At 71.7% G+C, this 21,378-nt stretch carries 21 protein-coding genes; 9 read left to right on the plus strand and 12 right to left on the minus strand.

Features of this window, described 5'->3' with window-relative positions; genetic code table 11:
- Positions 1-281 precede the first annotated feature (281 nt).
- The 4 genes from ROT00_RS17910 to ROT00_RS17925 all read right to left on the minus strand — a co-directional run bounded on the left by ROT00_RS17910 (position 282) and on the right by ROT00_RS17925 (position 5,814).
- Positions 282-2,264, minus strand: a complete 1,983-nt coding sequence (locus ROT00_RS17910) for an ABC transporter ATP-binding protein (RefSeq protein WP_404776395.1) — start codon at positions 2,262-2,264, stop codon at positions 282-284.
- Positions 2,261-3,994, minus strand: a complete 1,734-nt coding sequence (locus ROT00_RS17915; RefSeq protein ID WP_404776396.1) for an ABC transporter ATP-binding protein — start codon at positions 3,992-3,994, stop codon at positions 2,261-2,263. The genes ROT00_RS17910 and ROT00_RS17915 overlap by 4 nt, the downstream gene beginning before the upstream one ends.
- Positions 3,985-4,689, minus strand: a complete 705-nt coding sequence (locus ROT00_RS17920; protein ID WP_404776397.1) for a TetR/AcrR family transcriptional regulator — start codon at positions 4,687-4,689, stop codon at positions 3,985-3,987. Before ROT00_RS17920 ends, ROT00_RS17915 begins: the two co-directional genes overlap by 10 nt.
- An 84-nt stretch (positions 4,690-4,773) precedes the next feature.
- Positions 4,774-5,814 (minus strand): 4-hydroxy-3-methylbut-2-enyl diphosphate reductase, encoded by a 1,041-nt coding sequence (locus tag ROT00_RS17925; protein ID WP_404776425.1) that lies wholly within the window; start codon positions 5,812-5,814, stop codon positions 4,774-4,776.
- Positions 5,815-5,901: 87 nt separating this feature from the next.
- Between ROT00_RS17925 and xseA the strand changes: the two genes are divergently transcribed.
- From xseA to ROT00_RS17950, 5 genes are all read left to right on the plus strand, one after another.
- Complete coding sequence (xseA, locus tag ROT00_RS17930; protein ID WP_404776398.1) at positions 5,902-7,173, plus strand: exodeoxyribonuclease VII large subunit; 1,272 nt, start codon at positions 5,902-5,904, stop codon at positions 7,171-7,173.
- Position 7,174: 1 nt separating this feature from the next.
- Complete coding sequence (locus tag ROT00_RS17935) at positions 7,175-7,438, plus strand: exodeoxyribonuclease VII small subunit (RefSeq protein WP_404776399.1); 264 nt, start codon at positions 7,175-7,177, stop codon at positions 7,436-7,438.
- Positions 7,438-8,094, plus strand: coding sequence for a DUF4245 domain-containing protein (locus ROT00_RS17940; protein WP_404776400.1), 657 nt, complete (start codon positions 7,438-7,440; stop codon positions 8,092-8,094). The genes ROT00_RS17935 and ROT00_RS17940 overlap by 1 nt, the downstream gene beginning before the upstream one ends.
- A 38-nt stretch (positions 8,095-8,132) precedes the next feature.
- The gene (locus ROT00_RS17945) at positions 8,133-8,780 is read left to right on the plus strand and encodes a carbonic anhydrase (RefSeq protein WP_404776401.1); all 648 of its coding nucleotides are present in this window, start codon (positions 8,133-8,135) and stop codon (positions 8,778-8,780) included.
- A gap of 70 nt (positions 8,781-8,850) precedes the next feature.
- Positions 8,851-10,266: a class II fumarate hydratase gene (locus tag ROT00_RS17950; protein ID WP_404776402.1), complete on the plus strand. Its 1,416-nt coding sequence runs from the start codon at positions 8,851-8,853 to the stop codon at positions 10,264-10,266.
- An 81-nt stretch (positions 10,267-10,347) separates the two neighbouring features.
- Here the strand turns inward: ROT00_RS17950 and ROT00_RS17955 are convergent, their stop codons facing one another.
- Both ROT00_RS17955 and ROT00_RS17960 read right to left on the minus strand, forming a co-directional pair.
- Positions 10,348-11,460, minus strand: a complete 1,113-nt coding sequence (locus ROT00_RS17955) for a hypothetical protein (RefSeq protein ID WP_404776403.1) — start codon at positions 11,458-11,460, stop codon at positions 10,348-10,350.
- The gene (locus ROT00_RS17960; protein ID WP_404776404.1) at positions 11,457-11,795 is read right to left on the minus strand and encodes a PadR family transcriptional regulator; all 339 of its coding nucleotides are present in this window, start codon (positions 11,793-11,795) and stop codon (positions 11,457-11,459) included. Before ROT00_RS17960 ends, ROT00_RS17955 begins: the two co-directional genes overlap by 4 nt.
- A 114-nt stretch (positions 11,796-11,909) precedes the next feature.
- On the opposite strand from ROT00_RS17960, the gene ROT00_RS17965 reads away from it, so the two are divergent.
- A complete protein-coding gene (locus ROT00_RS17965) occupies positions 11,910-12,533 on the plus strand; it encodes a pyridoxamine 5'-phosphate oxidase family protein (RefSeq protein WP_404776405.1) in 624 nt (207 codons plus the stop codon).
- 153 nt (positions 12,534-12,686) lie between these two features.
- Here the strand turns inward: ROT00_RS17965 and ROT00_RS17970 are convergent, their stop codons facing one another.
- From ROT00_RS17970 to ROT00_RS17980, 3 genes are all read right to left on the minus strand, one after another.
- Positions 12,687-14,090 (minus strand): PhoH family protein, encoded by a 1,404-nt coding sequence (locus ROT00_RS17970; protein ID WP_404776406.1) that lies wholly within the window; start codon positions 14,088-14,090, stop codon positions 12,687-12,689.
- A 311-nt stretch (positions 14,091-14,401) separates the two neighbouring features.
- Complete coding sequence (locus ROT00_RS17975) at positions 14,402-15,520, minus strand: aminotransferase class V-fold PLP-dependent enzyme (RefSeq protein WP_404776407.1); 1,119 nt, start codon at positions 15,518-15,520, stop codon at positions 14,402-14,404.
- A gap of 119 nt (positions 15,521-15,639) precedes the next feature.
- The gene (locus ROT00_RS17980) at positions 15,640-16,425 is read right to left on the minus strand and encodes an isoprenyl transferase (RefSeq protein ID WP_404776408.1); all 786 of its coding nucleotides are present in this window, start codon (positions 16,423-16,425) and stop codon (positions 15,640-15,642) included.
- Positions 16,426-16,497: 72 nt separating this feature from the next.
- Here ROT00_RS17980 and trhA point away from each other — a divergent pair, with 72 nt between their 5' ends.
- Positions 16,498-17,304, plus strand: a complete 807-nt coding sequence (gene trhA / locus ROT00_RS17985; RefSeq protein WP_404776409.1) for a PAQR family membrane homeostasis protein TrhA — start codon at positions 16,498-16,500, stop codon at positions 17,302-17,304.
- 16 nt (positions 17,305-17,320) lie between these two features.
- On the opposite strand, the gene ROT00_RS17990 is transcribed toward trhA, so the two are convergent.
- A complete protein-coding gene (locus ROT00_RS17990; RefSeq protein ID WP_404776410.1) occupies positions 17,321-17,665 on the minus strand; it encodes a hypothetical protein in 345 nt (114 codons plus the stop codon).
- Between the two features lie 67 nt (positions 17,666-17,732).
- Between ROT00_RS17990 and ROT00_RS17995 the strand changes: the two genes are divergently transcribed.
- Together ROT00_RS17995 and greA are read left to right on the plus strand one after the other, a co-directional pair.
- Complete coding sequence (locus ROT00_RS17995) at positions 17,733-18,206, plus strand: DUF4307 domain-containing protein (RefSeq protein ID WP_404776411.1); 474 nt, start codon at positions 17,733-17,735, stop codon at positions 18,204-18,206.
- 75 nt (positions 18,207-18,281) lie between these two features.
- Positions 18,282-18,773: a transcription elongation factor GreA gene (gene greA / locus ROT00_RS18000; protein ID WP_251201873.1), complete on the plus strand. Its 492-nt coding sequence runs from the start codon at positions 18,282-18,284 to the stop codon at positions 18,771-18,773.
- A gap of 91 nt (positions 18,774-18,864) precedes the next feature.
- Here greA and ilvA read toward each other — a convergent pair whose 3' ends face one another.
- Entirely contained in the window at positions 18,865-20,103 is a 1,239-nt protein-coding gene (ilvA, locus tag ROT00_RS18005; RefSeq protein ID WP_404776412.1) for a threonine ammonia-lyase, read from the minus strand.
- A complete protein-coding gene (locus ROT00_RS18010) occupies positions 20,100-21,338 on the minus strand; it encodes an AI-2E family transporter (RefSeq protein WP_404776413.1) in 1,239 nt (412 codons plus the stop codon). The genes ilvA and ROT00_RS18010 overlap by 4 nt, the downstream gene beginning before the upstream one ends.
- Between the last annotated feature and the right edge of the window lie 40 nt (positions 21,339-21,378).

Below are 21,378 nucleotides of genomic sequence, written 5' to 3' on the forward strand. Positions count from 1 at the left end.
CAAATATATAAACAACAAGCCCTCAAACAAACATTTTTGTGTTTTTTTTTTTTTTTTCGTTGTGGTGTGCGTTGGGGGGGGGGGTTTTTTTGTTTTTTTTAGGGGGGGGGGGGGGGGGGGTGTTTTTTTTTTTTTTGGTTTTTTGTTGTTTGGTTTTTTATTGTGTTGCGCCGGGGCGTGGGGGGTGGGGGCCCGGGGGGGCGCCCCCCGGCCCCCCCCCCGCCCCGGGGCCGGGGGGGCCCCCCCCCCCCCCGCGCTCGTCGATTCGGCCTCGGCGGGCGTCAGGACGCGACCGCCTCCTCCGCGTCGTCGTCGATCGGCGCCGCGAACTGCGCCTCGTAGAGCCGTGCGTACGCCCCGTCCGCGGCGAGCAGCTCGGCGTGCGTCCCCTGCTCGACGATGCTGCCGGCCTCCATCACCAGGATGAGATCGGCATCGCGGATCGTCGAGAGCCGGTGCGCGATGACGAAGCTCGTCCGGTCCGCCCGCAGCGCGTTCATCGCGTGCTGCAGGAGGAGCTCGGTGCGGGTGTCGACGGAGCTCGTCGCCTCGTCGAGGATCAGCACCGACGGCCGCGCGAGGAAGGCGCGCGCGATCGTCACGAGCTGCCGCTCGCCCGCCGAGAGGTTCGACGCCTCGTCGTCGAGCACGGTGTCGTAACCGTCGGGCAGCGAGCGCACGAAGCGGTCCACGTACGTCGCGCGGGCCGCGTCGATGATCTCCTCCTCCGAGGCATCCGGTCGCCCGTAGGCGATGTTGTCGCGGATCGTGCCCGCGAACAGCCAGGTGTCCTGCAGCACCATGCCCATGCGTCCGCGCAGCTCGTCGCGGGTCATCTTCGTGATGTCGACCCCGTCGAGCGTGATGCGGCCGCCGTCGAGCTCGTAGAAGCGCATGATGAGGTTCACGAGCGTCGTCTTGCCCGCGCCCGTCGGGCCCACGATCGCGATCGACTGGCCCGGCTCCGCGACGAGCGAGAGGTGCTCGATGAGGGGCTTCTCCGGCTCGTAGGAGAACGACGCGTCCTCGAAGACGAGCCGGCCCGACTCCTCCGCCGGCGCCTCGGGCTCCACCGGGTCGGGCACCTGCTCCTCGGCGTCGAGCAGCTCGAACACCCGCTCGGCGCTCGCGACGCCCGACTGGAGCAGGTTCGCCATCGCGCCCAGCTGGCTGAGCGGCTGGGTGAACTGCCGCGAGTACTGGATGAACGCCTGCACGTCGCCGAGCGAGATCGAGCCGCCCGACACCATCAGGCCGCCGACGACGGCGATCGCCACGTACACGAGGTTCCCGACGAACATCATCGCGGGCATGATGATGCCGCTCACGAACTGTGCGCCGAAGCTCGCCTTGTAGAGCTCCTCGTTCTTCTCGTCGAAGGCGTGCTCGACCTCGCGGGTGCGACCGAAGACGCGCACGAGCGAGTGGCCCGAGTACGCCTCCTCGATGCGGGCGTTGAGCACGCCCGTGTGGGTCCACTGCGCGACGAACTGCTTCTGCGAGCGCTTCGCGATGACCGCGGTGATGAGGAGGGTCGCGGGGATCGTGACGAGCGCGATGAGCGCGAGCCACGGCGAGATGACGAACATCATGACGAGGACGCCGACCACGGTGAGCAGCGAGGTGAGCAGCTGGCTCATCGTCTGCTGCAGCGTCTGCGAGATGTTGTCGATGTCGTTCGTGACGCGGGAGAGCAGCTCGCCGCGCTGCATCTTGTCGAAGTACGACAGCGGCAGGCGGTGGATCTTCTCCTCGACCTCGCGGCGCAGCCGGTAGACCGTGCGCTGGGTGACCCCGTTCAGCACGTACGCCTGCGCCCAGCCGAACAGCGCCGAGAGCACGTAGAGCGCGAGCACCCAGATGAGCACGGTCGCGAGGGCGCCGAAGTCGATCCCCTGACCGGGCACGAGGTTCAGCGAGTTGATGAGGTCGGCCTGCTGGTCCTGCCCGTCGGCGCGGAGGCCGGCGACGATCTGCTCCTTCGTCGCCCCCGCCGGCATCTGGGCGGCGAAGAACCCCTCGAAGATGAGGTTCGTCGCCTGGCCGAGGATCTTCGGGCCGAGCACCGACAGCACGACGCTCACGACGCCGAGCAGGATGACGAAAACGACGGGGCCGCGCTCCGGGGCGAGCCGGCCGACGAGGCGCTTGGCGGAGGGGCCGAAGTTCAGCGACTTCTCCGCGGGCATGCCCATGCCGCCCATCGGGCCGCCGCCCATGGGGCCGCGGCGCACCGGGGGCCGCGGGGTCTTCGTGTCGCTCATGCCGCCTCCTCGACGCTCAGCTGGCTCTCGACGATCTCCCGGTAGGCCTGGGATCGTTCGAGCAGTTCGGCGTGGGTGCCCCGGTCGAGGATCCGGCCGTCCTCCATCACGAGGATCTGGTCCGCCCCCGTGATCGTCGCGACGCGCTGGGCGACGACGATCATCGTCGCGTCGCCGACGCGGCGCTCGAGCGCGGCGCGGAGCCGGGCGTCGGTCGCGGTGTCGAGCGCCGAGAAGGAGTCGTCGAAGAGGAACACCGCGGGGTTCCGCACGAGCGCGCGGGCGATGGAGAGGCGCTGGCGCTGGCCGCCCGACACGTTCGTGCCGCCCTGGGCGATCGGCGCCTCGAGCTGCTCCGGCATCGCCTCGACGAAGTCGCGCGCCTGGGCGGTCTCGAGCGCCGCCCAGAGCTCCTCGTCGCTCGCGTGCGGGTTGCCGTAGCGGAGCGTGGAGGCGACCGTGCCGGCGAACAGGTAGGGCTTCTGCGGCACGAGCCCGAACTGCGCGTTCAGCAGCTCGGGATCGAGCTCGCGCACGTCGACGCCGCCGACGAGGACCTGACCCGACGTGGCGTCGAAGAGGCGCGCCGCGAGGTTCACGATCGTGGTCTTCCCCGCGCCGGTGCTGCCGATGATCGCGGTCATCTGCCCGGGCCGGGCGGTGAAGCTGACCTCGTGCAGCACGGGCTCCTCGGCGCCCGGGTACGCGAAGGTGACGCCGCGGAACTCGACCGTGCCGGCCTCGCTGAGGGCGGTCACCGGCGCGGTCGGCTCGACGACGCTCGGCTCGGTGTCGAGCACTTCGCCGATGCGGCCCGCCGAGACTGCGGCGCGCGGCAGCAGGAACGCGATCATCGTCGCCATCATCACGGCCATGAGGATCTGGATGAGGTAGCTGAGGAACGCGGTGAGGGAGCCGATCTGCATCGAGCCGTCCTCGACGCGGAACGCGCCGAACCACAGCACGGCGATGCTCGAGAGGTTCAGCACGAGCATGACGATCGGGAACACGAGCGCGAACAGCCGCCCCGCCTTCAGCGCCGTGTCGGTGAGCTGGTCGTTCGCGTCGTCGAAGCGCTCGCTCTCGACGCCCTCGCGGACGAAGGCGCGGATGACGCGGATGCCGGTGAGCTGCTCGCGCAGCACCCGGTTGACGTTGTCGATCTTCCGCTGCATCGACTGGAACAGCGGCACCATGCGGCTGATGATGAGCCCGACGGAGACGAGCAGCACCGGCACCGCGACGACCATGATCCAGGACAGCTGGAGGTCCTCGCGGAGCGCCATGATCACGCCGCCGATCGCGAGGATCGGGGCGGAGACGAGGATGGTGCAGCTCATCAGCACGAGCATCTGCACCTGCTGCACGTCGTTCGTCGAGCGGGTGATGAGGCTCGGCGCGCCGAAGCGGGAGACCTCCTGCTCGGAGAACGCCGCGACGCGGCGGAACACCGCCCGGCGGAGGTCGCGTCCGAGCGCCATCGCGGCCCGGGCGCCGAAGTAGACGGCGGCGATCGCGCAGGCGACCTGCACGAGGGTGATCCCGAGCATGATCGCGCCGAGACGGAAGATCGCGCCGGTGTCACCGGTCGCGACGCCGTCGTCGATGATGTCCGCGTTCAGGCTCGGCAGGTAGAGCGAGGCGATCGACTGCGCGAGCTGGAAGACGACGACGGCGACGAGGAGCGGCCAGTAGGGCTTCAGATATCGGCGGAGCAGGGTCACGAGCACGGCTCGCTCCTCTCGGTGGTGGGAATCTCGGTAGTGGGGAGGTCGGTGGCGGGGATGCCGGCGGCGGGGATGCCGGCGGCGGCAGGGGACGATGCCTCGGCGGGCGGACCACCCGGCGGCCCGTGCGCGATGCCGTGGCAGACGAGGCTCGCGAGTTCGGCGGAGTCGAGCGAGATCGTCGAGCTGAAGTGCGGCAGCGCCGAGGCGAAGGCGACGACCCGCACGAAGGCGAAGACGGTGGCGGGCGGCACGCGCAGCCGTTCGAGCTCCGGCTCGAGGAGCTCGGCGAAGATCGCGACGATCGCGTCGACGTTGATGTCGACAGGCGGCCGCGGGTGCGTGCCGAGCGCGGCGAAGACGCCGAAGATGCCGGTGAAGCGGTCGTGGAAGCGGTCGATGATCAGCCGCACCTTGAGCTCCAGCGGGAGCTGCGGGTCGATCCGGCGGAGCTCCGCGCGGAACGGCCCGGGCTCGAGGTAGGCCGCGACGGCGGCATCGACGATCGCGTCCTTGTTGTCGTAGACGCGGAAGAGGGTGCCCTCGGCGACGCCGGCCGCCTCGGCGATCTGGCGGGTCGTGACGTCGCGTCCGTGCGCCATCAGGAGCGGCAGCGTCGCCCGGGCGATCGCCTCGCGGCGCTCGTCGACGGACATCGGCTTCGCCCGGCGCTTCCGGGCCTCGCTCGTCGTGGTCACGTCGGGGAGCCTACGCTGAGTGAGCGCTCACTCCAATCCCGTTCGCCGAAGGCGAAGCCGGGGCGGACCGGGCGTCGCTGGCGGTCAGTCGACCGAGCGGCCGCGCCCGCCGAGAGCACGCGCGTCGCGGTTGCCCGCGAGGTCCTTCCGGAGCTCCTTCGGCAGCGAGAACATGAGGTCCTCCTCGGCCGTCTTCACCTCGGCCACCTCGCCGTAGCCGGCGTCGGCGAGCTCGAGGAGCACCTCCTTGACGAGGCCCTCGGGCACCGAGGCGCCGCTCGTGACGCCGACCGTGGCGACCCCGTCGAGCCACTCCTGGCGGATCTCGCTCGAGAAGTCGACCCGGTACGCGGCCTTCGCGCCGTTCTCGAGCGCGACCTCGACGAGGCGCACGCTGTTCGAGGAGTTCGCCGAGCCGACGACGATCACGAGCTCCGCCTCCGCGGCGACCTTCTTGATCGCGACCTGCCGGTTCTGCGTCGCGTAGCAGATGTCGTCGGACGGCGGGTCCTGCAGGTTCGGGAAGCGCTCGCGCAGACGGCGCACCGTCTCCATCGTCTCGTCGACCGAGAGGGTCGTCTGCGAGAGCCACACGACCTTGTCGGGGTCGCGCACCTCGATGTCGGGCACGTCGTCGGGGCTGTTCACGAGCGTGACGTGGTCGGGCGCCTCGCCGGCGGTGCCCTCGACCTCCTCGTGGCCCTCGTGGCCGATGAGCAGGATCTCGAAATCGTCGCGCGCGAAGCGCACGGCCTCACGGTGCACCTTGGTGACGAGCGGGCACGTCGCGTCGATCGCGTGCAGGCCGCGATCGGCGGCGGCGTTCACGACCGCGGGCGAGACGCCGTGCGCGCTGAAGACGACGTGGGCGCCCTCCGGCACCTCGTCGACCTCGTCGACGAAGATCGCGCCCTGCTTCTCGAGCTCGGTCACGACGTGGATGTTGTGCACGATCTGCTTGCGCACGTACACGGGCGCGCCGTAGTGCTCGAGCGCCTTCTCGACGGCGACGACGGCGCGGTCGACGCCGGCGCAGTAGCCGCGGGGCGCGGCGAGCAGCACGCGCTTGGGTCGGCCGGCGGGGATATCCTTGAGCCGGCCTCGCACGCTCGGGATTCTCGGCATGCCGAGGCCGACCCGCGGGGCATCAATCGAGCTCGTCACGATGTCCATCCTACGTGGCGCAGGCTGACGAGCTCCCCTGGAGGCAGAGTGACGCAGGCGCCGGCGACGCGCGACGATCCGTGGCCCGTCGCGCTCCTCTCCACGAAGGTCAAGGAGTGGATCGACCGGCTCGGCACCGTGTGGGTCGAGGGCGAGATCACCCAGTGGGGGGTGTCGGCCGGCAACGTCTACGGCAAGCTGAAGGACCTCGACCAGGCCGCCACGGTCTCGTTCACGCTCTGGTCGAGCGTGCGGGCGCGCCTCTCAGAGGACTTCAAGCAGGGCGACCGGGTCGTCGCGCTCGTGAAGCCGAACTGGTGGGTGAAGGGCGGCAGTCTCACCTTCCAGGTCTTCGAGCTGAAGCACGTCGGCCTCGGCGACCTCCTCGAACGGCTCGAGCGGCTGCGCGCCCAGCTCGCCGCGGAGGGGCTGTTCGCGCTCGAGCGCAAGCGCCGGCTGCCGTTCCTGCCCGGGGTCGTCGGGCTCGTCACGGGCAAGGACTCGGATGCCGAGAAGGACGTGCTGCGCAACGCCCGCATGCGCTGGCCGGCCGTCGAGTTCCGAGTCGTGCACGCCGCGGTGCAGGGCGACCGGGCCGTGGGCGAGGTCACCCGCGCCATCGAGCGGCTCGACGCCGACCCCGAGGTCGAGGTCATCATCGTCGCCCGCGGCGGCGGGGACTTCCAGAACCTGCTGCCGTTCAGCGACGAGCGCGTGGTCCGCGCCGCGGCGGCGGCCACCACGCCGATCGTCAGCGCCATCGGGCACGAGGCCGACCGGCCGCTGCTCGACGAGGTCGCCGACCTCCGCGCCTCCACGCCGACGGATGCCGCGAAGCGCGTCGTGCCCGACGTCGCCGAGGAGCTCGCCCGCGTGGGGCAGGCGCGCTCGCGGCTGACCGTGCGCCTGCAGGGCTTCCTCGCCCACGAGATCGATCGCATCGGCCATCTGCGCTCCCGGCCCTCGCTCGCCGACGGCGCCTGGATCGTCGACCGCCGCGCCGAGGAGCTGACCCGGTGGGTCGCCCGCGGCACCGAGCTCGTGGACCGCCTCGTCGAGCGCCAGGAGCACCGCATCGGCGAGCTCCGCGGTCACCTCCGCGCCCTGTCGCCGCAGGCGACCCTCGATCGCGGCTACGCCATCGTCCAGGGCGCCGACGGGCACGTCGTCCGCGCGCCCGCCGCCGCACCGCCGGGCGCGGCGCTCACCCTCACGCTCGCCGAGGGCACGATCGCCGCGGTCTCGGCGGGCGCCGCGCCGGATGCCGCCGGCCGCGGCGACGGGTCGGCCGCGTCGGGCGCCGACAGTGGCGGCGAATAGAATGGCCGGTATGCCCTCCTCCCCCGACCTCGCCGAGCTCAGCTACGAGCAGGCGCGCGATGAGCTCGTGCGCGTCGTCGCCGAACTTGAGCAGGGCTCCGCGACGCTCGAGCAGTCGCTCGCGCTGTGGGAGCGCGGCGAGGCCCTCGCCGCGCGGTGCGAGGAATGGCTGATCGGCGCGAAGGCCCGGCTCGACGCCGCCCGCGCCGGGGTCGCCGCCGAGGCATCCGCTGCGGGCTCCTCCGACTCGGAGGGCGAGGCCTGATGGCCGAGCGCGCCCCGCGGGTCGTCGCCGAGCTCGGTCGACCGGAGACCCCGGAGGAGACCGCGGCCCGCAAGGCCGAGAACTCCCGCAAGCACCGTCAGCGTCAGACGCTGCGCAACCTCGTGCTCGCCCTCGTCGCGAGCCTCGGCCTGATGCTCGTGATCGTGCTCATCGTCCCGCGCAGCAACACCGCGATCGAGCGCGACGTCGACGTGCCCGCCGTGGCCGAGCAGGTGCAGCCCGCGTTCTCGAACGATCTCGCGGTGCCCGTGCTCCCCGAGGGCTGGCGCGCGAACGCCGCCGAGGTGCGCAACAGCAAGGCCGACCAGGTCACCGCCTGGTACGTCGGCTACCTGACCCCCGGCGACGAGTACATCGGCATGTCGCAGGCGGTCGGGGCCAACCCGAGCTGGGTGTCGACGCAGCTCGCCCGCACGCTGCCCGTCGGCACGACCGAGATCGCCGGCGTCGACTGGACGGTCTACGACAACCGCACGAGCGACGCCGACGTCGGCAACGCGCGCTACGGGCTCGTCGCCGAGGCCGGCGAGCAGACCATCATCCTGATCGGCACCGCCTCCCCGGAGGAGTTCGCCGAGCTGGCCACGGCGCTCGCGCCGACCATCACGGCCCAGGGCTCGACCGACTCCGAGTGACCGAGCCCGCGACCGCCGCTGAACGAGAGGATCCCTCCGTGAAGAGCTCCACCCCGAAGACGCCCGCCGACACCTGGCGGGAGCTCCGCGACGGCAACGCCCGCTTCGTCTCCGGCGCCCCGATGCATCCGCGTCAGGACGTCGAGCGCCGCGCCTCGCTCGCGCACGCGCAGCGCCCGCTCGTCGCCATCTTCGGCTGCAGCGACTCGCGCCTCGCGGCGGAGATCATCTTCGACGTCGGCCTCGGCGACGCCTTCGTCGTGCGCAACGCCGGCCAGGTCGTCTCCGACTCGGCGCTCGGCTCGCTCGAGTACGCGGTGGGCGTCCTGAACGTGCCGCTCGTGCTCGTGCTCGCGCACGACGAGTGCGGCGCGGTGCGCGCCGCGATCGACTCGCAGGCGGCCGATGCGGCCCCGCTGCCCTCGTACATCGGCGGACTGGTCGAGAAGATCGTGCCGGCCGTGCGCAAGGTCGCCGGTGTCGCCGCGGACGCCCCGGTGGAGCCCGCGCGCATCGACGCCGGCTACGTCGGCCGCGAGCACCTGCGCAACACCGTCACCGGTCTCGTCGAGTCCTCCGAGATGATCAGCGACGCGATCGCAGCGGGTACGCTGGCTATCGTCGGCGCGAACTACCGGCTCCTCGAGGGCCGGGTCGAGACCGACATCGTCGTCGGCGCGGTCTGACCGCCGACGCCAGCCGCCAGCCGGGCCCCGCCGGAGCGTCCGGCATCGCCGATCGAAAGGGAAACACATCGTGGTGGACAACGCCGCCGACTACCGCATCGAGCACGACACGATGGGTGAGGTGAGGGTTCCCGCGAAGGCCCTCTACCGCGCCCAGACGCAGCGCGCCGTCGAGAACTTCCCGATCTCCGGCAGCGGCCTCGAGCCCGCGCAGATCGCCGCGCTCGCCCGCATCAAGAAGTCGGCCGCCCAGGCCAACGCGAAGCTCGGCGTGCTCGAGCAGGATCTCGCCGAGGCGATCGTCGCCGCGGCCGACGAGGTCATCGCCGGCCGCCACGGCTTCGTGGAGCACTTCCCGGTCGACGTGTACCAGACCGGCTCGGGCACCAGCTCGAACATGAACATGAACGAGGTGCTCGCCACCATCGCGACCGAGAAGCTCGGCCGCCCGGTGCACCCGAACGACCACATCAACGCCTCGCAGTCGTCGAACGACGTCTTCCCGACCTCGGTGCACATCGCCGTCACCGCGGCGCTCATCGACGAGCTCATCCCCTCGCTCGACCACCTCGCCGTCGCCCTCGAGGCGAAGGCCGCCGAGTGGGCCGGCGTCGTGAAGGCCGGCCGCACGCACCTCATGGACGCCACCCCCGTGACCCTCGGCCAGGAGTTCGGCGGCTACGCCCGCCAGATCCGCCTCGGCATCGAGCGGGTGCGCACCGCGCTCCCCCGCGTCGCGGAGGTCCCCCTCGGCGGCACCGCCGTCGGCACCGGCATCAACACCCCCGCGGGCTTCCCGCAGCTCGTGATCGAGCTCCTCCAGCAGGAGACGGAACTGCCGATCACCGAGGCCGCCGACCACTTCGAGGCGCAGGCGAACCGCGACGGGCTCGTCGACGCGTCGGGGGCGCTCCGCACCATCGCGGTCAGCCTCACGAAGATCTGCAACGACCTGCGCTGGATGGGCTCCGGCCCGAACACCGGCCTCGGCGAGCTGCACATCCCCGACCTGCAGCCGGGCTCCTCGATCATGCCGGGCAAGGTCAACCCCGTCGTGCCCGAGGCCGTGCTCATGGTCTGCGCCCGGGTCATCGGCAACGACGCGACCGTCGCCTGGGGCGGGGCATCCGGCTCCTTCGAGCTCAACGTGCAGATCCCGGTCATGGGCACCGCGCTGCTCGAGTCGATCCGTCTGCTGTCGAACTCGGTGCGCGTGCTCGCCGACAAGACGATCGACGGCCTGCAGGCGAACACCGAGCGTGCGACCGCCCTCGCCGGCATGTCGCCGTCGATCGTGACCCCGCTCAACAAGCTCATCGGCTACGAGGCCGCCGCGAAGATCGCGAAGCACTCGGTGGCGAAGGGCATCACCGTGCGCGAGGCCGTCATCGACCTCGGCTACGTGGAGCGCGGGGAGCTCAGCGAGGCGCAGCTCGACGCCGCCCTCGACCTGCTCTCGATGACGCGTCCGCCGCAGGCGAAGTAGCGTTCAGCACCCGGATGCCCCGTGCCGCACGTCGGCATGGGGCATCCGTCGTTCCTGGCCCCGTCTCAGGCGGCAGCTGCCTCAGGCGGCAGCTGCCTCGACGGGAGCCGTCGTGTGCGGGATGATCCGGAGGCACGCGGCGATCCCCGCCACCGTCGCCCCGGCCGTGAGCAGCGCACCGCTCGGCGCGGCGTCGCCGCCCGAGATCATGAACGCGTCGGCGAGCGACATGCCGAGGCCGAAGCCGGCCACGAACACCCCGAAGCCGAGGAACGCCAGCCCGGTGAGCGCGGTGCGCGCCACTCGGCGTTCATCGAGGTTCCGCAGGACCCCGCGGGGACCGACCACGGCCACGGCGAGGAAGAGGAGCACGAGCGGGAGCCAGGACGCGGCCCAGACGAGGACGAAGCCGACGCCCGCCGCGGGCATCTCGCCCCGGGCCTCGAGCTCCGCGTAGATCGCGCCGAGCTCGAGGCCCGGCACCTTCGCCATCGGGTTCCACACGAGGAGGTGCAGCACCGCGACGACCAGCGCGGCGGTGAGCGTCAGGGCGGCGAGGAGCGCCGAGAGCCGGGTGCCGAGCCGCGCCGGGATCCCCGGCGTCGTGCGCCGCAGCGCCGGGTCGCGCGCGATCGGCCAGGCGAGCGCCACCGCGGCGACGCCGAGCCCGGCGACGAGGCCGAGCATGAGTGCGAAGCTGAGCGCGAAGAGCGCCAGCACGAGGGCGAGCACGGATGCCCCGGCGACCGCGATCCCGATCGCGAGCAGCCAGGCGACGAGCGGCCGCCGCACGGGCAGCAGGGTCCGCAGCCCGACGCTCGCCGCGATCGCGCCGAACACCAGCGCGACGACGGCGAGCCCGCCGAGGCCGATGGAGACGAGTGCGGCGAACGTCCCCGGCAGCGCCTCGCCCGGGATGAGCCATCCGCCGTTCAGCAGCACGAGGGCGGTCGCGAACCAGGCCGCGGCCCAGCGCAGCCGGCGGAAGCCCAGCTCCCCCGGCGTGAGGCCGAACGCGGCCGGGGAGCGCGGGGCGCCGAGCGCCGTCGCGTAGGCACCGCGCACGATCGCGGCGCGGGCGACGCCGAGCTCCGGGGCGTCGCGGAGCGAGCCGAGCCACTCCTCGCGGAACCGCGGACGGAGCGCTCCGGGCAGCAGCAGGACGGCACCGCCGATCCACCGCTCGGCGCTCACGCGTTGCCTCCGACCGCGACGGGTCCGAGGCCCGACCGCGAGTGCGCGGCCACGGCGCGCCGGCGCGCGATCCGATGGGCGATGGCGGGTGCGGCGGCCTCGCGCCCGGCCGCGGTCAGGGTGTAGAGCCGCCGTCTGGGTCCGGGCCGGTCGGCGTCGAGCTCCCACTCCGACTCGAGCCAGCCGGCGCGCTCGAGCCGTTCGAGCAGCGGATAGACGGTGCCCGCGGGCCGGCCGGAGCGCTTCACGAGGGCGAGGCCCCAGATCGGATCGGCGGCGTCGACGAGCGCTTCGAGCACGTCGGCGGTGGCGTCGGTGATGCGGGGAGACGTCATGCCTCGAACCTAGCTATATCGAGATAGCCGCGCAACACCCGGTGATTCCGGGCGTGTTCCGGCTGGCACGCGGCGCGAACGGCTCGACCCGGCAGGCGGGAGTAGCGTGGAACCATGGACCACGGAGGCATCCCCGTCACCGACCGCGCCGAGCTCGAGGACCTCATCGGCACCCCGCTCCCGGCCGCGAAGGCGAAGGAGCGCACGCGACTGCACGAGATCGACCGGGCCTTCCTCGCGGCATCCCCGCTCTGCTTCATCGCGACGGCGGATGCCTCGGGTGCCGCCGACGTCTCACCGAAAGGCGACCCGGCCGGCTTCGCGCTCGTCCTCGACGACACGACGATCGCGATCCCGGAGCGTCCGGGCAACCGCCGCGCGGACGGCTTCCACAACGTGCTCGAGAACCCGAACGTCGGGCTCGTCTTCGTCATCCCTGGGCGCGGCGACACGCTGCGGGTGAACGGTCGCGCCCGCCTCCTCCGCGACGTCCCCTACGCGGAGCGGATGACCGTCCGCGGTCACGTGCCGCAGCTCGTGCTCGAGGTGACCGTCGAGCAGGTGTTCTTCCACTGCTCGAAGGCCTTCCTCCGCTCGAAGACCTGGGACGCGGACAGCTGGACCCCCGACGCCGCGCCCCGGCGCGCCGTCATCGCGCAGGCGCTCGAACGGCCCGAGGAGTCCGTCGCCGCGCTCGAGGAGTACTACGGCCCGAGCTACGCCGAGCGCATGTACTGACGCTCGCTCGTTCCCGCCCGCCTCGGCGGAGGAGATGCACGCAGGGAGGATGACTCGCGCCCGAACGTCCTCCCCGGGCACGGATCTCCTCCGCCCGCGGCTCGGTCTCGAGCGGCCGCAGCCCGGAGCCGACGCCCCGGGCTGCGGCTCCGACTAGGCGAGCTCGTTGCCGTCGAGCATCTCCGAGACGAGCGCGGCGATCGCGCTGCGCTCGCTGCGGGTGAGCGTGATGTGCCCGAAGAGCGGATGCCCCTTCAGAGTCTCGATCACCGAGGCGACGCCGTCGTGCCGACCGACCCGCAGGTTGTCGCGCTGGGCGACGTCGTGCGTCATCACGACCCGCGAGTTCTGCCCGATGCGGCTCAGCACCGTGAGCAGCACGTTGCGTTCGAGCGACTGGGCCTCGTCCACGATCACGAAGGCGTCGTGGAGCGAGCGGCCGCGGATGTGCGTGAGCGGCAGCACCTCGAGGATGCCGCGTTCGACGACCTCGTCCAGCACGTTCTGCGAGACGAGCGCGCCGAGCGTGTCGAACACCGCCTGACCCCACGGGTTCATCTTCTCGCCCTGGTCGCCGGGGAGGTAGCCGAGCTCCTGGCCGCCGACCGCGTAGAGCGGCCGGAACACCATGATCTTCTTGTGCTGCTGCCGCTCCAGCACGGCCTCGAGCCCGGCGCAGAGCGCGAGCGCCGACTTGCCGGTGCCGGCACGTCCGCCGAGCGAGAGGATCCCGACCTCCGAGTCGAGCAGCAGGTCGATCGCGAGCCGCTGCTCCGCCGATCGGCCGTGCACGCCGAACACCTCGCGGTCGCCGCGGACGAGCCGCACCTCCCGCTCCCCCACGACCCGGCCGAGCGCCGAACCGCGATCCGAGTGCAGCACGAGGCCGGTGTTGATCGGCATCCCCTCGATGGTGCTCGTCGTGAGCGTCTCGCGCTCGTAGAGCCGGGCCATGTCGTTCGAGCCGAGCGTGACCTCGGCCATGCCGGTCCAGCCGGAGTCGATGGCGAGCTCGTGCCGGTACTCCTGCGCGTCGAGGCCGATCGAGGCCGCCTTGACGCGGAGGGGCAGGTCCTTGGAGACGACCGTGACGGGCACCCCGTCGGCCTGCAGGTTCGCGGCGCACGCGAGGATGCGCGAGTCGTTGTCGCCGAGCTGCAGCCCGCTCGGCAGCACCGCGGGGTTCGAGTGGTTGAGCTCGACGCGGAGCGAGCCCCCGTCGCCGACGGGGATCGGGAAGTCGAGTCGCTCGTGCTCGATCCGCAGTTCGTCGAGCAGCCGCAGCGACTGCCTCGCGAAGTAGCCGATCTCCGGGTCGTTCCGCTTCGCCTCCAACTCGGTGATGACCACGACCGGCAGCACCACCGCGTGTTCGTGGAAGTTGAAGAGTGCGCGCGGATCGCTCAGCAGCACCGAGGTGTCGAGGACGTACGTTCGCTCGAGCTGCGCGAGATCATCCCGCGCCGCCTCCGCTTCGCGCGACTTCGCACGCCCAGTGGAACGACCGACCGATTCATGAGTAACCGAGGACGCCACAACCGCTCCCGCCCCGAGCATTTCGCTCGGCTCACGCGCCGGCCGGCGATCCTCCTACGAGCGGTCACGAGCCGACTCGAACAGGTGATTTACCCGTTGAGCTGAAGCTACGACCGTTTCGCGGGAACCCTGGAAGCGACACGCGGACGGATGTCGCGTGTTCACCTTCCGCCGCCCGTCCCGCGGCCGCGGCCCGCCCGCCCCCTGCCCGCCCCGTGCTCCACCTTCGACAACTCAGGAACGGTCGCCGAGGCATCCGCGTCGTTCCGGGGATCCCGGAAGGCCTCGCACGCCATAACCGCCGGATGTTCCTGAGTTGTATCAGGGAGAGGTCAGTAGCTGGCGGCGGTCGCGTAGGAGACGAGGGCGTCGCGCAGCATGCCGAGCGTCTCGGCGGTCGTGCCGGCGTGGACGCTCAGCCGGACCTGCCCCTGGCGGCTCGTCGCGGTCACCCCGTGGTTGTGCAGGGAGGCCGAGAGGATCGTCGTCTGCTCGACGGGCGGCTCGAGCACCACGATGCCGGCCCGCTCGTGCTCGTCGCGCGAGGAGGCGACGGCGATCGCGAACTCGTCCGCGAGCTCGATCACCTGGCTCACCCGCTCGGCGATGGCGGCGTTCACCTGCGGCACACCGACCCGGGCGATCTCCTCGAGCGCCGCCGCGAAGCGGGCCTCCGCGATCGGGTCGGGGTTCGTCACCCGGAACGCCCGCGCCGACGAGGCCGGCGGGGGCACCTCGCCCCAGGGCTCGTCCTCCTCCGTGCCGGTGAACCCGGAGAACACGGGCGTGAGCCGGTCGAGCGCGCGCTCGCTCAGCGCGAGCACGCCGGTGCCCCAGCCCGCCCTGCACCACTTCTGCCCGCCGGTCGCCACGACGTCCGCGAGCGCCCAGGGCGCGTCGACGACGCCGAAGCCCTGGATCGCGTCGACGATCAGCAGCCGGTCGCCGATGACCTGGCGGATGCCTTCGAGGTCGCAGAGGTACCCGGTGCGGGAGTCGACGAGACTGACCGCGACGGCCTTGACGCTCGGATCGAGCTGTTCCCGGATGCGTGCCGGCGTGACCTTGCCGTGGTCGGTCTCGAGCCAGACGGGCGTGATCGCGTGCAGCGCCTCCTGGGCGCGCACCGCGGCGATCGGCAGGCTCGGGAACTCCCCCGCCGAGAGCAGCACGCCGCCCGTGAGCCCGAACATCGCGTGCATGAGGCCCTGGCTCGTGTTCGGCTGCGCCACGATCTGCTCGCTCGGCATCCCGAGGAGCGCGGATGCCGCGGCGCGCACCCGGGCGTCCTGCTCGCGCATGACGTCGAGGCTGCCGTGGCGGGCGCGCGCGAGCACCTGCGCGAGCGCCAGCATCTCCTCCGCCGCCACGGAGGCGATCGGGCCGATCCGACCGTAGTCGAGATAGCCCGGCTCCTCCGTGAATCCGGCGGCGTATTCCTCGATGCTCATGGGCCCCTTCCGCAAGTCCAGCACTGAGGATAGCGCTCGGAGGGCGAACAGCGCTCGTACCGACCGTCCGGCCGGTTCCGCCGCCCGGGACACGGCGTCTCGCGCGCGCCGCGGCGGGCTCAGCCGCCGAAGCGCCGGTGCCGTTTGGCGTAGTCGCGGAGAGCGCGCAGGAAGTCGACCTTGCGGAGGTCGGGGCCGAGCGCCTCGACGAAGTAGAACTCGCTGTGCGCCGACTGCCACAGCATGAAATCGCTGAGGCGCTGCTCCCCCGAGGTGCGGATGACGAGGTCGGGATCGGGCTGGCCACCCGTGTAGAGGTGCTCCCCGATGAGGTCGGGCGTGAGCCGCTCGGCCAGGTCCTCGAGACTCCGGCCCTCGGCGTGGTGCGCCGCGACGATGGCGCGCATCGCGTCGGTGATCTCCGTGCGCCCGCCGTAGCCGACGGCGAGGTTCACGTGCAGTCCGCGTTTGTCGGCCGTGCGGTGCTCGGCGGCGTCGAGCGCCGCCACCAGCGGTTCCGGGAGCCCGGCGTCGGTGCCGACGTGCTGCACCCGCCAGTCCCGGTAGTGGCTGAGCTCCTCGGCCAGCTCGGCGATGATCTCGATGAGGTCGGCGAGTTCGTCGGGGGCGCGGTGACTCAGGTTGTCGCTGGACAGCAGGTAGAGCGTCACCACGCGGATGCCGAGGTCGTCGCACCATTCCAGGAACTCGCGCATCTTCGCGGCCCCGGCGCGGTGCCCGTGGGCGGCGGTGTCGTAGCCGAGCTGCTTCGCCCAGCGCCGGTTGCCGTCGATGATCATCGCGACGTGCCGCGGCACCGCCCCGGGACCGAGGCCCCGCTGCAGGCGCCGTTGATACATCCGGTAGAGGAGACCGCGACCAAGGGAGCGATCGCTGTTCTGCACCCGACTACGCTACCCCTCCGCGCCCCCGACACTCACAGCCGATCGTGATGGGTGACGCCCTACGCTTGGGACATGACCCCCACGAACGCGCGCGAGCCCGAGGACGTCGCCGAGCTGCTGGAGCATCCCGCGGCCGAGCTCGACGCCGCGGACGCCGCGGTCGCCCGCGACGAGGGCGCCGGACCCGAGCTCCCCAACATCCCGTTCCTCGACGCCTCCGTCGCGAATCCGACCGAGCTGAAGCCGAGCTGGCGCGGCTGGATCCACGCGGGCACCTTCCCCGTCACGATCGCCGCGGGCATCGTGCTCATCACGCTCGCGCACGGCGCGCCCGCCAAGTGGGCGTCCGCGGTGTTCATGCTGACCTCGATGCTGCTGTTCGGCAACTCGGCGCTCTACCACCGCTTCAACTGGAAGCCGCGCACGAAGGTCATCCTGAAGCGCATCGACCACGCCAACATCTTCCTGCTCATCGCGGGCACCTACACGCCGCTCTCGGTGCTGGCGCTGCCGCCCGAGAAGGGCTTCGTCCTGCTCGCGGTCGTGTGGGGCGGCGCGCTCCTCGGCATCGGCTTCCGCGTCTTCTGGATCCACGCGCCGCGCTGGCTGTACGTGCCGATCTACCTGCTGCTCGGCTGGGCCGCGGTGATGTACCTCGGCGACCTGCTCGCGGCGAGCGTCGCCATGATGGTGCTCGTGATCGTCGGCGGCGTGCTCTACACGATCGGCGCGGTCGTCTACGGCCTCAAGCGACCGAACCCGTGGCCCGGGCACTTCGGCTTCCACGAGATCTTCCACGTCTGCACGGTGCTCGCGTTCATGTGCCACTGGACGGCGACGCTGCTGATCGCGCTCGCGCCCGCCTACAACGCGGGCTGAGGCGCGCTCGCCGCGATCAGTCGCGGGTCTTGGCGCCGGGCTCCTGCGCGGTCGGCTCCGCCGGGGCCGTCGGCGCGGCCGGGGTCGCATCGTCGACGGCCGGCTCGGCATCCGTCGCCTCGGCGGCGCCCTCGGCCTCCGCCCGCTCCTCGGCGTCGAGCTGCTCCTGCACCTGCGCGCGGTAGTTCGTGCGGCGGATGCGGCGGGTCATGTCGAGGATGAGCAGCAGAACGGCCACCATCACGAGGAACGTGACGACGAAGCCCATGACGCCGGGGGTCACCGTGTTCGGGTCGAACTCCTCCTTCTCGGCCGCGACGACGGCGGCGGAGAGCGTGGAGACGGCGGAGGGCAGGAACATCGGGATCCCTTCAGGGGGCGGCGTTAGGCTTGATGCAGCCTAGTCGATCCACCTCGAAGGAGCCCGAGTGAGCCCTGCCGACGCCGCGGCATCCGCGACGCGCGACCAGACGTCGCCCGCCGATGCCGACGCCCCCGCGGCGCCCTCCGAGGCGATCGAGGCCCGCTACGGCCGCACGAAGCGCAACCGTTCGCGCGACCGGCTGCTGCTCGTGCTCGGCGGGGCCGCCGTCGCGATCGTCCTCGTCGCCTGGGTCGTGTGGGCCGGGCTCGACGGCAGCAAGCCGCAGATCCAGGCGACCGATCTCGGTCACGTGCTGCAGCCCGACGAGCGCTCCGTCGAGGTGACCTGGCAGCTCTCGGTGCCCGCCGGCAACGAGACGGCGTGCATCGTCCAGGCGCTGAACGAGGACTTCACCGTCGTCGGCTGGAAGGTCGTCGAGATCCCCGCCTCCGACAAGCCGATCCGCGAGTTCACGGAGACCGTCCGCACGGCTCAGGAGGCCAACACCGGTTTGATCAACCGGTGCTGGCTCACCTAACATTGGAGATTCGCTCCGGCATCCGCCGGGGCGACACGTCTATTCCGGACGCAGTTCCGAACAGGAGTGTGCACCATGGCGCAGGACGCCACCGTCACCTGGCTGACCCAGGAGGCCTACGACCGGCTCGCCGGTGAGCTCGAACACCTCTCCACGCACGGGCGCGAGGAGATCGCGAAGCGCATCGAGGCGGCGCGCGAAGAGGGCGATCTCAAGGAGAACGGCGGCTACCACGCCGCGAAGGACGAGCAGGGCAAGCAGGAGGCGCGCATCCGCCAGCTCACCGAGCTGCTGAAGCACGCGGAGGTCGGCGAGGCGCCCGCCTCGAAGGGCATCGTCGAGTCGGGCACCGTCATCACGGCCGTGATCGCCGGCGACGAGGAGACCTTCCTCATCGGCAGCCGCGAGATCGCCGGCGACTCCGAGCTCGACGTGTTCAGCGAGCAGTCGCCCCTCGGTGCCGCGATCCTCGGCCTGAAGGTTGGCGAGAAGACGAGCTACGAGGCGCCGAACGGCCGCGAGATCGCGGTCGAGATCGTGCGCGTCGAGACCTGGGGCGGCGAGTAGCCGAGCGGTCCACGAACGAACGGATGCCCCGGGCGGATCGCCCGGGGCATCCTGCGTTCCACGAGGGACTCGGTCCGCCGCGCGCCGCCGCTCAGTCGTCGAGGACGACCGGGTCGTAGCCGGCGCTGCGCAGCACCTCGACGACCTGCGTGCGATGCTCGGGTCCACGGGTCTCGACCGAGATGTCGATCTCGACCTCGGAGATCTGCAGGCCGCGGCCGTGCCGGGTGTGCAGCACCTCCACGACGTTGGCGTGCGAGCCGGCGAGGAGCTCCGCGATGCGCACGAGCTGGCCGGGCCGGTCGGGAAGCCCCACGCGGACGGTCAGGTAGCGGCCCGAGGCCGCGAGGCCGTGCGAGATCACGCGCTGCATGAGGAGCGGGTCGATGTTGCCGCCCGAGAGCATCGCGACGACCGGGCCGTCGGTCTGCACGGCGCCCGTGATGAGCGCCGCCACCGAGACCGCGCCGGCGGGCTCGACGACGAGCTTCGCCCGCTCGAGGAGCACGAGCAGCGCACGGGCGATGTCGTCCTCGCCGACGGTGACGATCTCGTCGACCGCCTCGCGGATGATCCGGAAGTTCAGCTCCCCCGGCCGGTAGACGGCGATGCCGTCGGCGATCGTCGGCAGCACGGGCACCTGGACCGGCTCTCCCGCCTCGACCGAGACCGGGTAGGGGGCGGCGTTCGCCGCCTGCACGCCGACGACGCGGATCGTGCGCCCCTCGGCCGCGGCCCGCTGCTTCGCCGCGCTCGCGATGCCCGCGGCGAGGCCCCCGCCGCCGATCGGCACGACGATGGTCGCCGCGTCGGGCACCTGGTCGAGGATCTCGAGCCCGAGGGTGCCCTGGCCGGCGACGACGTCGGGGTGGTCGAACGGCGGGATGAGCACGGCGCCGGTGCGCTCGGCGTACTCGATCGAGGCCTGCTGGGTCTCCCCGAACGTGGCGCCCGCGAGCATGACGTCCGCGCCGTAGGCGCGGGTGGCCTCGAGCTTCGGCAGGGTGACGCCGACCGGCATGAAGATCGTCGCCTTGATGCCGAGCTCTCGCGCGGCGAAGGCGACGCCCTGGGCGTGGTTGCCGGCGGAGGACGCGACGACCCCGCGCTCGCGCTCCTCGGGGCTGAGGCTCGACATGCGGTGGTACGCGCCGCGGAGCTTGTAGGAGCCGGTGCGCTGCAGGTTCTCGCACTTCAGGTGCACGGGAGCGCCGACGACCCGGGCGAGGTAGCGGGAGGATTCCATCGGGGTCTCGCGGGCGACGCGGGAGACGATCTCGCGGGCGCGCTCGAAGTCGGCGAGCCCGGGGCCGGGGTAGCTGATGGTCACGGGGTGGGTTCTCCTCGTTGGAAGCCGGGACGCTGCGGGACGGTGCGCCAGAGGGGGGAGGTCGCGTCGGACGCCGAGGGCGGACTGCCGCTCTTCCACTCCCCCTTCGCGATGTACGCGATCATCACGTTCGCGACGGCGGCGATCGGGACGGCGAAGAGGGCGCCGGGGATGCCGGCGAGGAGCGAGCCCGTCGCCACCGCGATCACGACGCCGAGCGGGTGGACCTTCACCGCCGTGCCCATGATGAGCGGCTGGAGGATGTGCCCCTCGACCTGCTGCACGAGGAGCACGACGCCGAGCATGATGAGCGCGATCACCCAGCCGTTGTAGACGAGGGCGACGAACACGGCGAGCGCGCCGGTCGCGACGGCGCCGACGATCGGGATGAAGGAGCCGAGGAAGACGAGCACCGCGATGGGGATGGCGAGCGGGACGCCGAGGAGGAGCGCGCCGAGCCCGATGCCGACGGCGTCGATCGTCGCGACGAGGATCTGCACCTTCACGAAGTTCTGCAGGGTGGCCCAGCCCGAGCGGCCGGCGCCGTCGATCGCGGTGCGGCCGCGACGGGGGAAGATGCCGACGAGCCAGTTCCAGATGCCGCGCCCGTCGATGAGGATGAACAGCGTCGCGAAGAGGGCGAGGAGCATGCCGGCGAGGAAGTGGCCGAAGCTCGAGCCGACCGAGAGCGCCCCGCTCCAGAGCACCCCGGAGTCCTGCTGGATCGCGGACAGCGCCTGGCCCACCCAGTCGTTCAGCTGCGCCTCGGTGATGTGGAACGGCCCCTCGAGGAGCCACGCCTTCAGGTCCTCCCACGCGGTGAGCGATTGCGCGGCGAGTTCGTCGGAGCCGCGCGCGATCTGCCAGATGCCCAGGGTCAGCAGGCCGCCGACCACGGCGAGCATCGCGAGCATCGCCGCGGTCACGGAGAGCCACTTCGGCCAGCGGTGCCGCTGGAGGAACTGGCTGAACGGGACGAGGAGGGCCGAGAGGAGCACCGCGACGAGCAGCGGGATGACGATGAGGCGGAGCTGGATGACGAGGAAGATCACGACGGCGATCACCGCGCCGACGAGGAGCAGCCGCCAGGACCACGCCCCCGCGAGGCGCATGCCGTAGGGCACGCCGTCGTCTGCATCGCGTCGGTCTGGAGCCTCGCGCACCGTCGCCTCCGTGTCGGCCGGCCTCGGCCGCCACAGGAACCTGCCTCGAGCCCGCCCCTTCGAGTCGTCCATCGTCCCAGTCTAGGCGCGGCCCATTCCGGCACCGGCATGC

It is taken from the genome of Agromyces mediolanus (assembly GCF_044917495.1).
Taxonomy (GTDB): domain Bacteria; phylum Actinomycetota; class Actinomycetes; order Actinomycetales; family Microbacteriaceae; genus Agromyces; species Agromyces mediolanus_B.